Annotated in this window: 19 protein-coding genes; 5 read left to right on the top strand and 14 right to left on the bottom strand. The window is 67.1% G+C overall.

Features of this window, described 5'->3' with window-relative positions; all coding sequences use genetic code 11:
• The first annotated feature begins 87 nt into the window (after positions 1–87).
• On the top strand, positions 88–480 hold the full coding sequence (locus AC5P8D_RS08220) for a barstar family protein (protein ID WP_049451902.1): 393 nt from the start codon (positions 88–90) through the stop codon (positions 478–480).
• Positions 481–510: 30 nt separating this feature from the next.
• On the opposite strand, the gene AC5P8D_RS08215 is transcribed toward AC5P8D_RS08220, so the two are convergent.
• The gene (locus AC5P8D_RS08215; RefSeq protein WP_143994541.1) at positions 511–1,503 is read right to left on the bottom strand and encodes a glycosyltransferase; all 993 of its coding nucleotides are present in this window, start codon (positions 1,501–1,503) and stop codon (positions 511–513) included.
• Complete coding sequence (locus AC5P8D_RS08210) at positions 1,503–2,765, bottom strand: O-antigen ligase family protein (protein WP_235303970.1); 1,263 nt, start codon at positions 2,763–2,765, stop codon at positions 1,503–1,505. The genes AC5P8D_RS08215 and AC5P8D_RS08210 overlap by 1 nt, the downstream gene beginning before the upstream one ends.
• A gap of 352 nt (positions 2,766–3,117) precedes the next feature.
• On the opposite strand from AC5P8D_RS08210, the gene mutS reads away from it, so the two are divergent.
• From mutS to AC5P8D_RS08195, 3 genes are all read left to right on the top strand, one after another.
• Positions 3,118–5,673, top strand: coding sequence for a DNA mismatch repair protein MutS (gene mutS, locus AC5P8D_RS08205; RefSeq protein ID WP_201448463.1), 2,556 nt, complete (start codon positions 3,118–3,120; stop codon positions 5,671–5,673).
• A gap of 186 nt (positions 5,674–5,859) precedes the next feature.
• A complete protein-coding gene (locus tag AC5P8D_RS08200; RefSeq protein WP_425518135.1) occupies positions 5,860–7,503 on the top strand; it encodes a catalase in 1,644 nt (547 codons plus the stop codon).
• 108 nt (positions 7,504–7,611) lie between these two features.
• Positions 7,612–8,214, top strand: a complete 603-nt coding sequence (locus AC5P8D_RS08195; protein WP_010483234.1) for a DUF937 domain-containing protein — start codon at positions 7,612–7,614, stop codon at positions 8,212–8,214.
• A 72-nt stretch (positions 8,215–8,286) separates the two neighbouring features.
• Here AC5P8D_RS08195 and AC5P8D_RS08190 read toward each other — a convergent pair whose 3' ends face one another.
• The 3 genes from AC5P8D_RS08190 to AC5P8D_RS08180 form a co-directional block, all read right to left on the bottom strand.
• On the bottom strand, positions 8,287–9,474 hold the full coding sequence (locus AC5P8D_RS08190; protein WP_159359917.1) for a glycoside hydrolase family 5 protein: 1,188 nt from the start codon (positions 9,472–9,474) through the stop codon (positions 8,287–8,289).
• A gap of 113 nt (positions 9,475–9,587) precedes the next feature.
• Positions 9,588–9,995, bottom strand: coding sequence for an RNA-binding S4 domain-containing protein (locus AC5P8D_RS08185; protein ID WP_010483238.1), 408 nt, complete (start codon positions 9,993–9,995; stop codon positions 9,588–9,590).
• A gap of 9 nt (positions 9,996–10,004) precedes the next feature.
• Positions 10,005–10,244 carry a hypothetical protein gene (locus AC5P8D_RS08180; RefSeq protein ID WP_159359916.1) on the bottom strand — a complete coding sequence of 80 codons (240 nt, stop codon included), beginning with the start codon at positions 10,242–10,244 and terminating at the stop codon, positions 10,005–10,007.
• A gap of 62 nt (positions 10,245–10,306) precedes the next feature.
• Between AC5P8D_RS08180 and AC5P8D_RS08175 the strand changes: the two genes are divergently transcribed.
• The gene (locus AC5P8D_RS08175; RefSeq protein ID WP_159359915.1) at positions 10,307–11,767 is read left to right on the top strand and encodes an MATE family efflux transporter; all 1,461 of its coding nucleotides are present in this window, start codon (positions 10,307–10,309) and stop codon (positions 11,765–11,767) included.
• 74 nt (positions 11,768–11,841) lie between these two features.
• Here AC5P8D_RS08175 and AC5P8D_RS08170 read toward each other — a convergent pair whose 3' ends face one another.
• The 9 genes from AC5P8D_RS08170 to AC5P8D_RS08130 all read right to left on the bottom strand — a co-directional run bounded on the left by AC5P8D_RS08170 (position 11,842) and on the right by AC5P8D_RS08130 (position 17,391).
• The gene (locus tag AC5P8D_RS08170) at positions 11,842–12,249 is read right to left on the bottom strand and encodes a DUF1801 domain-containing protein (RefSeq protein ID WP_159359914.1); all 408 of its coding nucleotides are present in this window, start codon (positions 12,247–12,249) and stop codon (positions 11,842–11,844) included.
• A 38-nt stretch (positions 12,250–12,287) separates the two neighbouring features.
• Entirely contained in the window at positions 12,288–12,722 is a 435-nt protein-coding gene (locus tag AC5P8D_RS08165) for a DUF1801 domain-containing protein (protein ID WP_043396661.1), read from the bottom strand.
• Positions 12,723–12,801: 79 nt separating this feature from the next.
• Positions 12,802–13,182, bottom strand: a complete 381-nt coding sequence (locus tag AC5P8D_RS08160; protein ID WP_099560464.1) for a DUF6404 family protein — start codon at positions 13,180–13,182, stop codon at positions 12,802–12,804.
• Between the two features lie 82 nt (positions 13,183–13,264).
• Positions 13,265–13,666 (bottom strand): 50S ribosomal protein L19, encoded by a 402-nt coding sequence (rplS, locus tag AC5P8D_RS08155; RefSeq protein ID WP_005415736.1) that lies wholly within the window; start codon positions 13,664–13,666, stop codon positions 13,265–13,267.
• Between the two features lie 154 nt (positions 13,667–13,820).
• Positions 13,821–14,579, bottom strand: coding sequence for a tRNA (guanosine(37)-N1)-methyltransferase TrmD (trmD, locus tag AC5P8D_RS08150; protein ID WP_043396666.1), 759 nt, complete (start codon positions 14,577–14,579; stop codon positions 13,821–13,823).
• An 8-nt stretch (positions 14,580–14,587) separates the two neighbouring features.
• Positions 14,588–15,100, bottom strand: coding sequence for a ribosome maturation factor RimM (rimM, locus tag AC5P8D_RS08145; protein WP_043396669.1), 513 nt, complete (start codon positions 15,098–15,100; stop codon positions 14,588–14,590).
• A gap of 44 nt (positions 15,101–15,144) precedes the next feature.
• The gene (rpsP, locus tag AC5P8D_RS08140) at positions 15,145–15,405 is read right to left on the bottom strand and encodes a 30S ribosomal protein S16 (protein ID WP_005415733.1); all 261 of its coding nucleotides are present in this window, start codon (positions 15,403–15,405) and stop codon (positions 15,145–15,147) included.
• A gap of 130 nt (positions 15,406–15,535) precedes the next feature.
• Positions 15,536–16,318 (bottom strand): aminotransferase class IV family protein, encoded by a 783-nt coding sequence (locus AC5P8D_RS08135; RefSeq protein ID WP_057502588.1) that lies wholly within the window; start codon positions 16,316–16,318, stop codon positions 15,536–15,538.
• Positions 16,315–17,391 (bottom strand): NAD(P)H-dependent flavin oxidoreductase, encoded by a 1,077-nt coding sequence (locus AC5P8D_RS08130; protein ID WP_057502589.1) that lies wholly within the window; start codon positions 17,389–17,391, stop codon positions 16,315–16,317. The genes AC5P8D_RS08135 and AC5P8D_RS08130 overlap by 4 nt, the downstream gene beginning before the upstream one ends.
• Between the last annotated feature and the right edge of the window lie 112 nt (positions 17,392–17,503).

Genomic DNA, 17,503 nt, shown 5'->3' with positions numbered 1-17,503 from the left:
CACCATAATCATGCCAGCTCCATCCGAAGCGGCCCTGGATTATCTGCGCCGGACACAACCGCAGCCCGGGAGGGCTACAGTCTGCAGATGACACGGATCCTGCACATCGAAGGCGCGTCCATCAACGACATCGCCAGCCTCTACGTGGAAATCAATCGCGTGTTCATGGCCGACGAAGACTGGCAACTGGGCGCAAGCCTGGATGCGCTTGATGACCTGCTTCACGGCGGCTACGGCGCTCTCGCAGGCCATGCCATCGCCACGGTGGTGTGGCGTGACATCGCCCACAGCCGCGATGCACTGGGCCGCGAGACCACGCGCGCCTGGCTGCAGTCGAAACTCGCTCAGGGCGGCAGGTTCAACGGTGCGGCCATCCACGCTCAGTTGACGGCACTGGCGCTTGGCCAGGGACAGACCTACTTCGAGATCGTCATGGAGATCTTCGGCAGCCATCCGCAGATCACCCTGGTGCCTGGCTGAGCGGGCTGCAGCGACCAGCCCCACATCAGCTCAGAGCTTGGCCAGGGCCTCGCCAAGACGGCGCGGGAACGCCACCTCGCTGGCCAGGTGCCATGCGCGTGCATTGGCGCCCAGCCGGGTCCACTCGGCCTCATCCATCGCCAGCGCGCGCTCGACGGCCTGTTCCAGCGCCTTCTCATCCACATGCCAGGTCCTGGACAGATGGCAGGGCTCGCCCTCGTGCGCGGCAACCAGGATGCCGCGGCTGTCGTCGATCATCTGATTCATCGGCGCGCCGTCACAGGTGATCACCACCGCCCCGCAGCTCATCGCTTCCACCAGATAGTGGCCCCAGCCTTCGGTCTGCGACAGGCACAGGTGGAACGCATGTTCGTTCTGCAGGCGCTGCACCTCCTGGTCGGGCAGCCGCTCGCGGACGATTCTCAGGTTCGCGGCACCGCCCTCATCTTCGTCCGAAGGGCCGCCGCGCAGGATGGTCAGCAAGGGCCATTCGGGGTGCCGTTTCCAGACATTGACGAGTGCAGCCGTTCCCTTCATACGGCTGGTACCGGCCGCATGCAGGAAGCTGCGCGGCCTGCGCGGCACTGCCGGGTCGTAGCGGTCACGGCTGCAGAAACCGACTTCCAGCGCGCGCATGCCCAGCGCGTTGAAGATGCGCGTGGCTTCTTCGGTCTTGGTCAGCAACGCATCGAACCGCGGCAGGATCCGCAGGCTGCGTGCGGACACCCATTCCGGATTCGGGATCAACAGATTGACGTTGGCCAGTCCGAAGCTCGTCGGCCGGACATGTTCCAGCGAGATGTTGACGTCGAACCGGGCGGGCGTGCGCCCCAGGCTCAGCCACGAGGCCAGCAGCCTGCGCAGGCGCATTCCGCGGAGTTTCCAGGCGCCACCATTGCGGACCGCGTCCAGGCGGCTGACCGTCACCGTGTGCCCGAGCTGCTGCAACGAGCGCTCGATCACCTGGATGTCATGGGACAGCCCACGCTGGTTGTCGGCGGCCAGCAGATGGATATGCGCCATCAGGAGGGACTCCCTGGCCGGAGCAGGTCACGCGCCGGCAAGGCGGTCGCCAGCATGAAACCCAGCACCAGGTAGAAATAGAACGAATGCGGCATCGCCCGGTAGAACACGTTGTCCGTGAACGCCGAAAGCGCATAGACGATGACCACGGCAAGTCCGGCGGTGGCGATCATCGCGGTGATGTCGTCGGCGTGGCCGAGACGTCGCACGAAATGGATGCCGGGCAGGATGAAGACCAGCAGCATGATCAGCAGCAGCGGCACGCCACCGGTCACCGCCGCTTCCAGGTACTCGTTGTGTGGGTGGTTGTAGCGGAAGATCGACTCGGACACCTCGCCGCGGGCGATGCCCTCACGTGCATAGGTACCGAACTGGTTCAGGCCCACCCCCGCCACGGGATGCTCGGCGAAGGCGTCGACGGCCACGCCCCACATGGCGATGCGCTCGCGGACCGAGCCGACCTCGTTTTCCTGGTTGAAACCGGAGATCTCGCCGCTGACCTCACCGAAGCGCTGGATCACCTCATGGTTCAGCACCGAGGTGGCGCCGACCACGCCAATGACCAGGGCACCGACGAAGGCCAGTGCCCCCCGCCAGCGCCGGGTGCGCCGGACGTGCACCGCAATCACCATCAGCATGGCGGGAATGAACGCCAGGATCGGCCCGCGGCTCTGCGCCAGGATCGAACCATAGACGCCGACGGCGATGGCCACGCCGTGCAGCCAGCGTTCGGCCGGATGGACATTGGGCTGGATCAACCGGATGACCGAGAACAGCGCCATGCACAACGTCACCATGGTGAACTCGATGGCGGTCCATTCGCCGCCACTGAAACCGTGCGCGCGTTCAAGGCCCATCACGTGGTGCTGCACGATGCACGACCCGCCGAAGACCAGGGTGGACAGGGCGAAGATCTTCCAGATCAGGCGCCAGTCCAGCGCAGTGGCGAACACCGCAGCGGTGCCCAGGTAGAGCAGTGTCTGTGCCGGAAGGTCCAGTTCGTTCCAGCGCAGCCCGTGCCAGAGGATGCTGTAGAAGGCATAGGCCAGGCGCAGGAAGCAGACGATCACGATGAACCGGGCGATGCGGTAGCGCAGGCGGACATCGGGCTGGCGGCGGATCAGAACCACGCCGGTGACCAGCAGGGCCAGCAGCAGCACCGCCTTCAGCAAGGTGTAGGGTGCGGAGCCGGCAAGCGGAACGATGGCGACCAGGATGCTCAGCAGGACGGTACGCCAGGTGTAACGAGGTTCGGCGGCCATGCAGGCTGCAGTCATGCTTGTTCTTTCCATCAACGCCCGCCCGGGGTGAGTCGCCCCGGTTTCCATGGAGGCCGCTTGGCGGAAATCGCCGGGGCTGACACTACCGTGGGCCCCTGGGGAAATCAACCAAAGTGCCCGCGCCGGGGCGCAGGCGTTGGCGCACGGACAGCCTCGGGCCTGGCGCGGGTGCCGGGGATCATCGACCGCCCCAGGTCGCTACACTAATGATCTCTCCGGCCATGCCTGCGCGTGGCCACGCCCCGACGCCCTGCCAAGACGCGAAACGCCCCAAGTGACTGATACAAAAGACAACACCAGCAACGCCAAGGCGTCCAAGGAACACACCCCGCTGATGAAGCAGTTCTTCGCGGCCAAGTCCGATTACCCGGACCTGCTGCTGTTCTTCCGCATGGGCGACTTCTACGAACTGTTCTATGACGACGCCCGCAAGGCGGCGCGCCTGCTCGACATCACCCTGACCCAGCGCGGCAGCTCCGGGGGCGCACCGATCCCGATGGCCGGCGTGCCGGTACATGCCTATGAAGGCTACCTGGCGCGGCTGGTGGCACTGGGCGAGTCGGTGGCGATCTGCGAACAGATCGGCGACCCGGCGCTGGCCAAGGGCCTGGTCGAACGCAAGGTGGTGCGCATCGTCACCCCCGGCACCGTCACCGACGAGGCGCTGCTGGATGAACGCCGCGACACCCTGCTGATGGCCCTGTCGCGCAGCAAGCAGGGCTACGGCCTGGCGTGGGCCGACCTGGCTGGCGGCCGCTTCCTGGTCAACGAAGTGGAAACCGACGACGCCCTGGAAGCCGAGCTGGCACGGCTGGAGCCGGCCGAGCTGCTGGTGCCCGACGAAGAAAACTGGCCGGAGTTCCTGCGCCAGCGCACCGGCGTGCGTCGCCGCGCGCCGTGGCTGTTCGATGCCGACAGTGGCCGCCGCCAGCTGCTGAACTTCTTCAAACTGCATGACCTGAGCGGCTTCGGCATCGATGACAAGCCGCGCGCGACCGCTGCCGCCGGCGCCCTGCTCGGTTATGTCGAGGAAACTCAGAAGCAGCGCCTGCCGCACCTGACCTCCATCGCGATGGAGACTGCCGGCGAGGCGATCGCGATGAACGCCGCCACCCGCCGCCATCTGGAACTGGATACGCGTGTTGATGGCGACACCCGCAATACGCTGCTGGGCGTGCTCGACAGCACGGTGACGCCGATGGGCGGCCGCCTGCTGCGGCGCTGGCTGCATCGTCCGCTGCGCCTGCGCGAGGTGCTGGTACAGCGCCACCATGCGGTGGAAACCCTGATCGATCGCGGCAGCGACGCTGACATCCGCGAGCAGTTCCGCCGCCTTGGCGACCTGGAACGCATCCTCACCCGCGTGGCGCTGCGCTCGGCGCGCCCGCGCGATTTCTCCACCCTGCGCGACGGCCTGGGCCTGCTGCCGGCGGTGCGCGACGTGCTGGCCCCGCTGGACTCACCACGCCTGCAGGCCCTGCATGCGGCGCTGGGCCAGCACGACGAGTGCGCGCAGCTGCTGGCCAGCGCCATCGCCGAGATGCCGCCGCTGAAGTTGAGCGACGGCGGCGTGCTGGCCGATGGCTTCGATGAAGAGCTGGACGAACTGCGCCGCCTGTCCACACACGCCGACCAGTTCCTGGTCGACCTGGAACAGCGCGAGCGCGAAAGCAGCGGCATTGCCACCCTGAAGGTGGGCTACAACCGTGTGCATGGCTACTACATCGAAATCAGCAAGGGCCAGTCCGACCGCGCGCCGGTGCACTACACCCGCCGCCAGACGCTGACCAATGCCGAGCGCTACATCACCGAAGAACTGAAGGCGTTCGAGGACAAGGTGCTGTCCGCGCGCGACCGCTCGCTGTCGCGCGAGAAGTACCTGTACGAGCAGCTGCTGGATACCCTCGGCGGGCAGCTGGAGCCGCTGAAACAGTGCGCCGCCGCACTCAGCGAACTGGACGTGCTGGCCGCCTTCGCCGAACGCGCGCAGGCGCTGGACTGGGCCCGGCCGGAACTGCAGGCCGAGCCGTGCCTGAAGATCGAACGCGGCCGCCACCCGGTGGTCGAGGCGGTACGCGAGCAGCCGTTCGAACCGAACGACCTGGACCTGCATCCGGACCGCCGGATGCTGGTCATCACCGGCCCGAACATGGGCGGTAAATCGACCTACATGCGGCAGAACGCGCTGATCGTGCTGCTGGCCCACATCGGCAGCTTCGTGCCGGCCAGCCGCGCATTGATCGGCCCGATCGACCGCATCCTGACCCGCATCGGCGCCGGCGATGACCTGGCCCGCGGGCAGTCCACCTTCATGGTCGAAATGGCCGAGACCAGCTACATCCTGCACCACGCCACCGCGCATTCGCTGGTGCTGATGGATGAGATCGGCCGCGGCACGTCCACCTACGATGGCCTGGCGCTGGCCGACGCGGTGGCCCGCCACCTGGCCTACCAGAACCGCTGCTACACGCTGTTCGCCACCCACTACTTCGAGCTGACCGCGCTGGCCGATGAGCAGCACGAAGGCGGCCGCAGCGGTATTGCCAATGTGCACCTGGACGCGGTCGAGCATGGTGAGGCGCTGGTGTTCATGCACGCGGTGAAGGACGGCCCGGCCAACCGCAGCTTCGGCCTGCAGGTGGCGGCCCTGGCAGGCCTGCCGCGCGCCACCGTAGCGCAGGCGCGCCGTCGCCTGGCCGAGCTGGAACAGCGCGGCGGTGAAAGCTATGCCGCCGAGCTGGCACCACAGGCATTGGATGCACCGCAGCAGTTCGGCCTGTTCGCGGCGCCATCGAACAAGGCACAGGAAGCACTGGCCGCCATCGATCCGGACGAACTGACGCCGAAGCAGGCGCTGGAAGCGTTGTATCGCTTGAAAGCGCTGCTGTAGCCGCAGCGCAAGCGCTTGGCCTCCTGCCTCGCAGGAGGCCCATCGAAAGATTTCGCAAATCTGATTCTGAGTTTCAATTGACAGAATCTATCAACCTGAACGAATCATTCGATTATTCATTTCATCTGGCGCTAGCTAAAGTCGAGTGAAGATGTTCCACCCCGTCTTCACCCGCAGGAGCCAGCCATGAGCCAGTCCGATAACAACAGCCCCAAATGCCCGTATCACACCGCGCCGTCGCCTGCGGAAGGCGCCCAGCAGCAGCGCGAGCTGAGCACCACGCCCAAGCAGAAGCATGGCGATGATCCGGTCACGCCGATGACCACGGCCTTCGGCGCGCCGGTGGTGGACAACCAGAACAGCAAGACCGCCGGCCCGCGTGGCCCGCTGCTGATGGAAGACGTCTGGCTGCTGGAGAAGCTGGCCAACCTCAACCGCGAGATCATTCCCGAGCGCCGCATGCACGCCAAGGGCTCGGGCGCGTTCGGTACCTTCACCGTCACCCACGACATCAGCAAGTACACCCGCGCCAAGCTGTTCGAGAAGGTCGGCAAGCAGACCGAGATGTTCGCCCGCTTCACCACGGTGGCCGGCGAACGTGGCGCCGCCGACGCCGAGCGTGACATCCGCGGCTTCGCGCTGAAGTTCTACACCGAAGAAGGCAACTGGGACCTGGTCGGCAACAACACGCCGGTGTTCTTCCTGCGCGACCCGCGCAAGTTCGCCGACCTCAACAAGGCGGTCAAGCGCGACCCGCACACCAACCTGCGCAGCGCGCGCAACAACTGGGATTTCTGGACGCTGCTGCCCGAAGCCCTGCTGCAGGTGACCGTGGTGATGAGCGACCGCGGCATCCCGCGCAGCTTCCGCCACATGCACGGCTTCGGCTCGCACACCTACAGCTTCACCAACGCCGACAGCGAGCGCTTCTGGGTCAAGTTCCACTTCGTCAGCCAGCAGGGCATCGAATCGCTGACCGATGCGCAGGCACAGATCCTGGTCGGCCATGACCGCGAAAGCCACGGCCGCGACCTGTTCGCCGCGATCGAGAAGGGTGACTTCCCGAAGTGGAAGCTGTTCATCCAGGTCATGCCGGAGCTGGAGGCGGAAACCTATCGCGTGCATCCGTTCGACCTGACCAAGGTATGGCCGAAGAGCGACTACCCGCTGATCGAAGTGGGCCAGTTCGAACTGAACCGCAACCCGGTCAACTGGTACCAGGACGTGGAGCAGTCCGCGTTCGCACCGAGCAACCTGGTGCCGGGCATCGGCCCCTCGCCGGACAAGATGCTGCAGGCGCGCCTGTTCGCCTACTCCGATGCGCAGCGCTACCGCCTGGGCGTGAACCACCACCAGATTCCGGTGAACGCAGCGCGCTGCCCGGTGCACAGCAACCACCGCGACGGTGCGATGCGCGTGGACGGCAACTACGGCGGCCTGCCGCACTACGAGCCGAACAGCTACGGCCAGTGGCAGGAGCAGCCGGAGTACCGCGAGCCGCCGATGAAGATCCGCGGCGACGCCGACTTCTGGAACTTCCGTGAGGACGACGCCGACTACTTCAGCCAGCCCGGTGCGCTGTTCCGTAGCTACAACCAGGCACAGAAGGACCGCCTGTTCGCCAACACCGCCCGTGCCCTGGGCGATGCGCCGGACTTCATCAAGCAGCGCCACATCGACAACTGCAGCAAGGCCGACCCGGCCTACGGTGCTGGTGTGGCCGCGGCGCTGAAGGCGCTGGCCAGCCAGCCGTCGGATCCGTTCAAGCCGGCCCAGCCGGAAGCGGACTTCCCCACCGCCACCCCGGGCGCCGAAGACATCGAGCTCTGATCGCCCTCCCCCGTGAACGGCACGCCGCCTCCCTGCGAGGCGGCGTCGCCGTTTTAACGGTCCGCGTCGTACCTTCTGCACGCCCAACCCCAATCAAGGATCCCGCAGATGAGCCTGACCGATGAACTTCTCGCCAAGTTGCAGGGCGCCCCGCTGCAGCAGGTGTCGCAGCAGCTCGGCATCAGCGATACCCAGGCTTCCGGCGCGATCAGTGCCGCGCTGCCGGTGCTGATGGGCGCGCTGGGCAACAACGCCTCGCAGCCGCAGGGCGCGCAGGCACTGCTCGGCGCCTTGCAGAACAACCACAGTGGCCTGGACCTGGGCAGCGTGCTCGGCTCGGTGCTGGGTGGCGGCGGCGGCGGTGCCGCCAGCGATGGCGCCGGCATCCTCGGCCACATCTTCGGCGGCAGCCAGCAGAAGGTGGAAACCGGCCTGGCCCAGGCCACCCAGCTCGACAGCGGCCGCACCAGCCAGCTGCTGCAGATCCTCGCGCCGATCGTGATGGCCTTCCTTGCCCAGCGCCTCGGTGGCGGCCAGGCCGATGCCGGCTCGCTCAGCCAGGCCCTGGGCCAAGAAAAGCAGCAGGTGCAGCAACAGGGCGGTCTTGCCGGTGGCCTGCTCGGCAGCCTGCTGGACCAGGACGGTGACGGCCAGCTCGGCGTGGGCGATCTGCTCAAGATCGGCGGCAGCCTGCTGGGTGGCAAGCGCTGAACGATGCCGCCGCCGGGCGTGGCCCGGCGTGATCGGCATCTCCATGGGACGCGCCGGGCAATGCCCGGCGTCTTACCGGTTGCCCGCCTTCAACCGCTCCAGGATCGGCGCAAACAGCGGTGCCTTCATCGAACGCGGCGGCGCCACGGTCTTCCCCTTCTCCTGCGCCTGCCAGTACGACCACGGCAGCGGACTGTCGCCCAGCTCGTAGTCCATGCCATCCCAGCCATCCTCGCGGAACGCGTAGAAGGCCCAGTGCACCATGTCCTGCTCCAGCACCTGCAGCACGTCCTGCAGGTAGCGGCCGCAGTCGGGCCAGCGCCGCATGCAGCCGAACTCGCCGACCACCATGCGGTTGGCCCTCACGCCGTGCGTCTTCGCCCAGTCCATCGGCTGCTGCAGGTAACTGCGGACCCGCGCGGCATCCCAGCGTTCGCTGTGTTCGCCAAACGGCACCACGCCTGGGTAGCGATACGGCGTGGTGCGCTTCTGGTTAGGCGCGCTGGTTGCGGCATACGGCTCATACATGTGCACGCTGTACAGCAGTTTCGAATCTGCCAGCGGCGCCGGCCAGTAGTTGAAACCGTCGGCAGCGGCGTACCAGCCGGCATCCAGCATCAACGGCATGTCCGCATCGACCGCACGGATGCTGGCGATCAGGTCCGAATAGAAGCGGCGCAGATCGCGTGGACCGTCTTCCACACCGGCGTACCACTGCTGCATGGCCGCGGCCGAGGCATGCTCGGCCAGGCCAGCACCATACTCGGGAACCGGCTCGTTGATCAGGTTGTAGGCGGCCAGTGCGGGATGGCCCTTCAATGCCGTGGCGAGGTCGCTCCAGAAGCGCCGGGCCGGCGCGTGATTGTCGAAGGACTGCCACAGGCGCGGATCGACCTTGTCGCCGTTGTGCTGCTTCCAGCGCAGCAACGGCAACGACAAAGGAGTCAGCACCACTTTCAGCCCAGCCGCGTCGGCATCATCCAGCACCCGCCGCAGCGTGGCCAGGTCGGCCGGAACCAGGCTACGGTAGTCGTCGGCGTTGCCAATCAGGAAGTCACGCCCGCCCTGCCCCTTCCACTTGTCCGGTACCAGCCGTACCCAGGTCGCACCGGTCGCGCGCAGGGCCTCGAAGTAGCTCCGGTCCGGAGGCGACATGTTCATGCTGTTGCCCCCGCGCTGCGGAGTGTCCCAGAACGTGATGTCGGCCGCGTGCAATGGCGCGGCGGCAAGCAGGGACAGGCACAACAGCATGCGATGCATGGGCAGGCTTCCAGAAGGTGGACTTCCAGCCTGCCCCGCCCTTTCCGAATGCACCGTGACTCACGCCTCCTTTCGCGCCGCGATAGGAACCATGCACCGGAATCGCCGTTCGGTCAGAGCGCGTCGATATCGCCCAACGCGCGGATCAACCGCCGCGCGCGCTTGTCCGGTTTGTGCTCTGGCGGTTGGAACCCATCGCGTGCGGCGATGCGCAGCGCACGCTGTTCGGCACGACGGGCCTTGGAGGCCTCGCTCTCGGCATACAGCTGCTGCGCCGCCGGTGCGGGCCCGCGCTGGTCGCTCAGGCCGAGCACCCGGATCTCGAAATGCTCCTCGCCGCGATCCACCTGCAGCTGCTCACCCACACGCACCGCGCGCGAGGATTTCGGACGCTGGCCCGCGACGCTGACCTTGCCGGTTTCGATGGCCTGCTTGGCCAGGCTGCGGGTCTTGAAGAAGCGGGCCGCCCACAACCAGATGTCCAGGCGGACACTGGGCGACAGCGGGGAAAGCTCGGTCATCGGCAGGGACTACTCCGTTCGCTTGTTCAGGGGACGCGGGTTGTCGGGATCGGTGCGGCAGCCGCTGCCCCCGATCAGGCTGGGTACGCCGGCGGAAAGATCCTGGCGCTGGCTGCCGACCAGGCACTCGGGGCGGTCGGTTGGCCGCACCTGGGTATCGCCCAGCCGGTCACCTGTCGAACATGCGGCCAGTGCGGCGCCGATCAAGGCCAGCGCCACGCTCCGCTTCATCTGCAGTCGTTGATGCATTGCCACATCCTGCAAACCGGCTTGGTGCTAGTGTGCGCCTCCCGGGATTCGATCACCACTCCATGGCCAAAGCGCCGATTGACCTGACCTCCGGCCCGATCGGCCGCAATCTCCTGCTGTTTTCCCTGCCGATCCTGGCAGGCAACATCGCGCAGTCGCTGAACGGTTCGGTGAATGCGGTCTGGGTCGGGCGCTTCCTCGGCGAGGCGGCACTGACCGCCACCGCGAACGCCAACAACATCATGTTCTTCCTCATCGGCTCGGTGTTCGGCTTCGGCATGGCCTCGACCATCCTGATCGGCCAGGCGATCGGCGCGCGCGACATCGCGCAGGCGCGGCGCGTGGTCGGCACCAGCGCCACCTTCTTCATCGGCCTGTCGGTAATCATCGCCATCGCCGGCTGGTTCATGGCCCATCCGCTGCTGGCGGCGATGGGCACGCCGGCCGCCTCGCTGCCGCTGGCCGAGGCCTACCTGCAGATCATCTTCCTGGCGATGCCGACGCTGTATGCGTTCGCCTTCCTCACCGCCGCGCTGCGCGGTGCCGGTGACTCGCGCACGCCGTTCCGTTTCCTGATGGTCTCGGTGGCACTGGACATCGTGCTGAACCCGGTACTGATCTTCGGCATGGGCCCGTTCCCGGCGCTGGGCATTGCCGGCTCGGCCTGGGCCACGCTGGTCGCGCAGACGCTGTCGCTGGCCGGCCTGCTGCTGTACATGCGGCACAAGCGCCACACGCTGTGGCTGGGCCGTGCCGACATGCGCCTGTTCAAGCTCGACCTGGCCATCCTCAAGGCGCTGGTGGTCAAGGGCGTACCGATGGGCCTGCAGATGGTGCTGATCTCGCTGTCGGTGATCCTGCTGATGACCATGGTCAACCAGTACGGTACCGACACCGGCGCGGGCTACGGCGCCGCGCTGCAGCTGTGGAACTACCTGCAGATGCCGGCGATGGCGATCGGCGCCGCGTGCTCGTCGATGGCCGCGCAGAACGTCGGTGCGCAGCGCTGGGACCGCGTGCGCGGCACCGCGCGCCAGGGCGTGCTGTTCAATTTCCTGCTGACCGGCGCGCTGATCCTGCCGCTGGTGGTGTTCGATCGCCAGCTGCTGGCCCTGTTCCTGCCGCCGGCCAGCCAGGCGCTGGACATCGCCCGCCACCTCAACCACGTGGTGATCGGCTCGTTCCTGTTCTTCGGCGTCAGCTTCGTGATCTCCGGCGTGGTGCGCTCCACCGGCGCGGTGATTCCGCCGCTGCTGATCCTGGCCGGTTCGCTGTGGGGCGTGCGCGTGCCGTTCGCCGAGCTGCTGCAGCCGTACTGGGGCGCCGATGCGATCTGGTGGAGCTTCCCGGTCAGTTCGCTGGTGTCGATGCTGCTGTCGCTGGCGTATTACCGCTGGGGTGGCTGGCGCAAGGCGAAGATGATGGGCAAGCCTTCGCACGCCGAAGAACTGGCCACGCCGTCGGAAATTCCGGCCTGCCCACCGTCACCGGTGGCCGACCCGGATGCCACTCCGCCGCGCTGAGGTGGGTGCGGACCGTTGGTCCGCACAGGCGCGGCCCTCCAAGCCGGGCATGGGCTCGGCGCTACAGGAGGCGGTCAGCGTTTCTTCTTCGCCGCGTTGAACGCCGCCGCCGCGCGCAGCAACGCCTTCAACGCAGCGGCATTCGGCATCGCACCTTCATGGATGTCGATCGCGCGCCGCGTGTTGCCCTCCAGGCTGGCGTTGAACAGGCCTTTCGGATCGGCCAGCGCCGCCCCGTTGGCGAAGGTCAGCTTCACCGCCTGCTTGTAGGTCTCGACGGTGCACAGGATGCCGTTGTGCTCCCACACCGGTGTACCGCGCCACTTCCAGGTTTCCTGCACGTCCGGCAGCGCTTCATGGATCAACGCACGCACGCGTGCCAGCACTTCGCCACGCCAGTCGCCCAGCTCGGCGATGCGCGCATCGATCAGTTCAGTTGCCGGGGTTCCGGCATCGGCAGGGTTCGGTGCATGCGTGGCCATCAGCAGCTCTCGTCGGAAAGGAAACCAGAACGTCGGGGTTACATGCGCTCACCGGGCAGCGCGGCGGCCTGGCGCACCCAGTCGAGGAACTGCGCTTCATCCAGCGCGCCATCCTGCGGGATGTGCAGGTACCGCGTATCGGCACTCTTGGACGGCTCCGGCGGCACGGGCGTCAGTGCAGCGCCGCGGAAGAACGCCACCTTGATGTAGCGGGTGAAGCAATGGAAGCTGAGAAACCAGCCTTCGCCCGCGGCCACCGCATACATCGGCGAGTTCCACTTCACCGCCTTGTGCACCCCGGGTACGGCTTGTTCAATCAGCGCATCCAGCTGTTCGCCGATCAGACGTTTCCAGTCCGGCATCGCCGCGATATACGCCTGCACCGGGGCATTGCCCTCGCCCTTGGCGATCTGCGGATTGCCGCCGGACAACAGCGTGGGCGCGGCGGAAGGTGCGGTTCGCTTGGCAGGCATCGCACGGCACGTCCATCGGGATGGAACCGCAGCCTAGCGCGACCCTTACCTGGCGGTCACGGCGCAGTGCGCCATCGGCTCAGTCCGCCTGCCGCGCGCGGAACTGCCGCCAGTCCGGCAGCTTGCGGTGGCGGCGCAGCGAGCGCATCAGGGCCGCCATCACCACGCCGAACAGCGCACCGGCCAACAGCCCGGCCACCAGCAACAGCGCCAGCGGGCGCTCGCTGCCCTGCCACAGCATCAGCCACATCAGCGCGGTCCAGAACAGCCCGAACAGCAGGCCCTGCACCAGCGCGTTCGTGCCGAAGCCCGCCAGGATCGGCGGCGGCAGTGCGATGCCCATGCGCCACAGCAGACGATGCAGCAGCGGTGCCGACTGCACGCGCGCCATCCCCTTGCCGTCGAGGAAGCGCAACGCCGACTGGATCACGGCGGGATAGCGCGGATTGATGTCGTTCATCAGCTGATCGTGGCCGATGCGATGCCGGAAACGCAAACGGCCACCCGAAGGTGGCCGTTGCGGCAACAACCGAAGTTGTTTATCAGGCCTTGTCGGCCAGACGGGCAGCCTTGGCGGCAGCAGCGGCAGCCAGGTCTTCCTTGATGCGGGCAGCCTTGCCTTCCAGGCCACGCAGGTAGTACAGCTTGCCGGCGCGGACCTTACCACGACGCTTCACTTCGACCGAGTCGATGATGGCGCTGTGGGTCTGGAACACGCGCTCGACGCCGTAGCCGTGCGAGATCTTGCGGACGGTGAACGAGGAGTTCAGGCCGGCGTTCTTGGTGGCGATGACGACGCCTTCGTAGGCCTGCACGCGCTCGCGGCTGCCTTCCTTCACCTTCACGTTGACGACAACGGTGTCGCCCTGGCTGAACTTCGGCAGTTCACGGGTGATCTGGGCGGATTCGAATTCCGCGACGATGGACTTGTTCAGCTTGCTCATGGGTTACACCGATTCTTGTTCGGGTGGGCGTGTCGTATCGACAACGTAGGCTCATGCAGTCACCGGACTGTGCTGCACGTTTGTTTTGGGTACTGCGCGCGCCGACCGGGGCCGGCGGGAATTGGCCATGATAGCCGATAAAGCCAGCCCTGCGCTAGGGGCTGGCCTTGTGTTTCTGGGCCTGACGGCCCTGCTCCAGCAGCTTGCGGTCGGCCTTGCCCAACGCCTGTTCATCCAGCAGGTCCGGGCGCCGCTGCGCGGTACGGACCAGCGACTGCTGGCGGCGCCAGGCCGCGATGGCCGCGTGGTTGCCCGAGCGCAGCACATCCGGCACGTCACCCAGCGGATGCTGGGCCGGCTGGCTGTAATGCGGGCAGTCGAGCAGGCCGAGGTCACCCTCGAAGCTGTCCTGCGCCGCCGATTCAGCGTCATTCAGGGCGCCGTCCTGCAGGCGGGCCACGGCGTCGATGATCACCGCCGCACCCAGTTCGCCGCCGGACAGCACGTAGTCGCCGAGGGAAATCTCCTCGTCGACATTGGCCTCCAGGAAACGCTCGTCGATGCCTTCATAGCGGCCGCAGAGCAGGACCATGCGCGGCAGCGCCGCCAGTTCCCGCACCTTGGCCTGGGTCAACGGAGCACCCTGCGGGCTGAGGTAGATCACCCGCGCTGGGGTCGGATCAGCATCGCGGATTGCCTGCAGGCAGGCCTGCAACGGCTCGATCAGCATCACCATGCCCGGGCCACCACCGAACGGACGGTCGTCCACCCGGCGGTAGTTGCCTTCAGCGTAATCACGGGGATTCCAGCCATGCAGGCTGAACAACCCCTTCTCCAGCGCGCGCCCGACCACGCCCAATCCAGCGGACTGGGCGAGGAACTCGGGGAACAGGGTGATGACGTCGAAACGCATGCTCACACTCAGAACTCGGGATCCCAGTCGACCACGACCAGGTTGGCCTCGAAGTCGACCGATTTGACGAAGTCCGGCTGCACGAACGGAATCATCCGCTCGCGGTCACCCCGGACCACCACCACGTCGTTTGCGCCGGTGCTGAACAGATGCGAGACCTGGCCCAGGGCAACACCCTCGGTGGTCTTCACATCCAGGCCTTCCAGGTCCACCCAGTAATACTCATCGGGCTTCGGCGGCGGCAATGCACTGCGGGCCACGTAGATCTCGGTGCCGTGCATCGCTTCGACGGTATCGCGGTCCTCGACGCCGGGGAAACGGGCGACCAGGTGCTTGCCGCTGTCGCGGCCGCGTACACCTTGAATCGTGGTTTCCACGCCGGACGGGCTGCGCACGATCCACGGCTGGTAACGGAAAATGGCGGAACGTGGCTCGGTCCAGGACTCGAGCTTGATCTCGCCGCGCACACCAAAAGCGCCGACAACCCTGCCCAGCAGGATGCGGCGCTCGATATCTTTCATCTGCTTCAACCAAGAGGGCCACGCCGAAGCGTGGCCCGTCAGGATCAGGCCGCAGCGGCCTGGGACTTGGTCGCTTCCTTGATCAGGTTGCGGACCTTGTCGGTCGGCTGGGCGCCGTTCTTGACCCAATGGTCAACGCGGGCCAGGTCCAGCTCGATGCGCTTCTCGGCGCCCTGGGCGACCGGGTTGTAGAAGCCAACGCGCTCGATGTTGCGGCCGTCGCGCGCGCTGCGCACGTCGGTGACGATGATGTGGTAGAACGGACGCTTCTTGGCGCCGCCGCGGGTCAGTCGAATCTTGACCATGGTGTTTTTCCTATTGCCCAGTCGCCAGGATGGCGAGGTAAGCGGGCGATTATAGCGGCAGAGCCCGGCCGAGCCAACCCCATGGGTGACCAGCCTTCACGGTAGTGCTGGGCCATGCCCGGCGGGCTTTTCACCCCAAACCGTCCCAAGCCACCGCCGCAAGCACCGCTCTGCCCTGTTCAGCCAGTGCCTGCGAGCCGGGCAGGACATGCCCGTCGATGGCCTCCAGCGCCCACAGACCGCTGGCGTTACAGGCAAAAGCGGCTTTCACGCCGGCCATATCCGCCAGCCGCAATGGCTGCGTGGCCTGCGCCCCCGGCCAATGCTGCTTCAGCAGCGCCTCGGCGGTCCCGCGCAGGGCCGGCGCCTGCGGCCAGAGCAGCCGTTCACCATCGTGCACGGCCAGGTTCCAGGTGCTGCCTTCACTCATTTCGCCATCGACGGTCACGAACAGCACATCGTCGAATCCTTCCGCCATCGCCGCACGGCGCTCGGCGAACAGGCCAAACGTGCCGACGTGCTTGATCTGCGGCAGTTCACGCTGCCAGGCCACGCTGCGCACACGCTTGGAGGCGGTCAGCGTCACCGGCGCGGACGCCGCCACCAGCACGTCCACGGGCACCGCCGCCAGCGGATTGCGGAAATCGAAGTGGCGCGAATACACCGTCACCCGCAACGAGGCATCGCCCTGCCCCGCTTGCCGCAGCGCCTGCACCATCCAAGCCCGCACCTGCGCCATATCCAGCTCGCTACCGAACAGCTCGCGCGTGGCATGCGACAGCCGCGCCAGATGCAGGTCCAGTCCCTGCACCGCGTGGTCGCGCACCTGCAGCGAGGTGAAGTGGCCGTAGTTGACGAGCGCCGGCAGCAGATCCTCCACCTGCGCCGGCTGGCCGTTGCAGGTCAGCGTCATCGCAGCAGTGCCTGCGCCTGGCTCCACATGCCGCGCAGCACGTCTGCGGCCGGCTGTGCCGGCGCCATCCATGCCGACTGCCCGGCCCAGGCCTGCATCGCGGCCAGGCGGTTTTCCTGCACGGCCTGCTTGCGCATCGGCGCGGTCAGGCCGCGCTGCACCGGGTACGGACGCGGCGCCGGGGCGCCTTCTGCGGCGGCGGCGCGCACGTAGGGTGTCGCCAGACCACGGCCCAGACGACCGCTGAAGGCACGGGTCGGCCAGGTGTCTTCCGGTTCGCTGGCGGCCAGCCCATCGGCCCACGCCGAGGCGATCGCCGCTTCCGGCGTGCGCAGGAACGCGGTGCCGATCTGCACGGCGCTGGCGCCCAAGGTGAGTGCGGCGGCGATACCACGGCCATCGGCGATGCCGCCGGCGGCAATCACCGGGATGTGCAGGTGATCGGCCAGCCGTGGCAGCAGCGCGAACAGGCCGACCAGCTGGCGCTCGGCCATCGCCGGATCGAATGAACCACGATGCCCACCCGCTTCCACGCCCTGCGCCACCACGGCATCGGCGCCGGCGTCCTGGGCAGCGCGTGCTTCAGACAACGTGGTCGCGCACGCGATCCAGGCGACGCCGGCGTCCTTCAGCTGCTGCACGTGGCGCGGCAGCAGCACGCCCATGATGGTCGAGGCCACCGCAGGACGCGCCGCCAGCAGCGCGGCGAACTGTTCTTCGAAGTCGGCGGGCGTGGCATCGGCGGCGCTGGCTGGCACGTCCGGGCCCCATTGGGCGAGGAAGGCGCGGCTGGCGGCCTCGGCGGCAACGTCACGGGTCGGCACGGGGTCAGGCACCCACAGGTTCACCTGTGCCGGGCCGGTGGAGGTCGCGCGGAAGTCCTCCATCCAGCGACCGATATCGGCAGATGACGACAGCACCGCGCCCATCGCACCCATGCTGCCGGCATTGGCCAACGCGGCCGACAACGGCACCGGACAGGCGCCGGCCATCGGTGCCAGCAGGATCGGAACGGAAACGTCAAAGCGCCGGCAGAACGCCTCGACGCGGGAAGATACAGCGGAACTCTGCATGACGGCCCATCGTTTCGGACAGGCCCCCATGGTGCGCGCAGGGCGGGGGTAGAGTCGAGCCTGCCCGGCGGCTTGTTGCGTCGCCTGCGCGCCGCCGCCCGAGCACAGGCTC

The organism is Stenotrophomonas sp. YJH_SMC_101-4, assembly GCF_059370395.1.
This window is presented reverse-complemented; position numbering and strand designations above follow the sequence as displayed.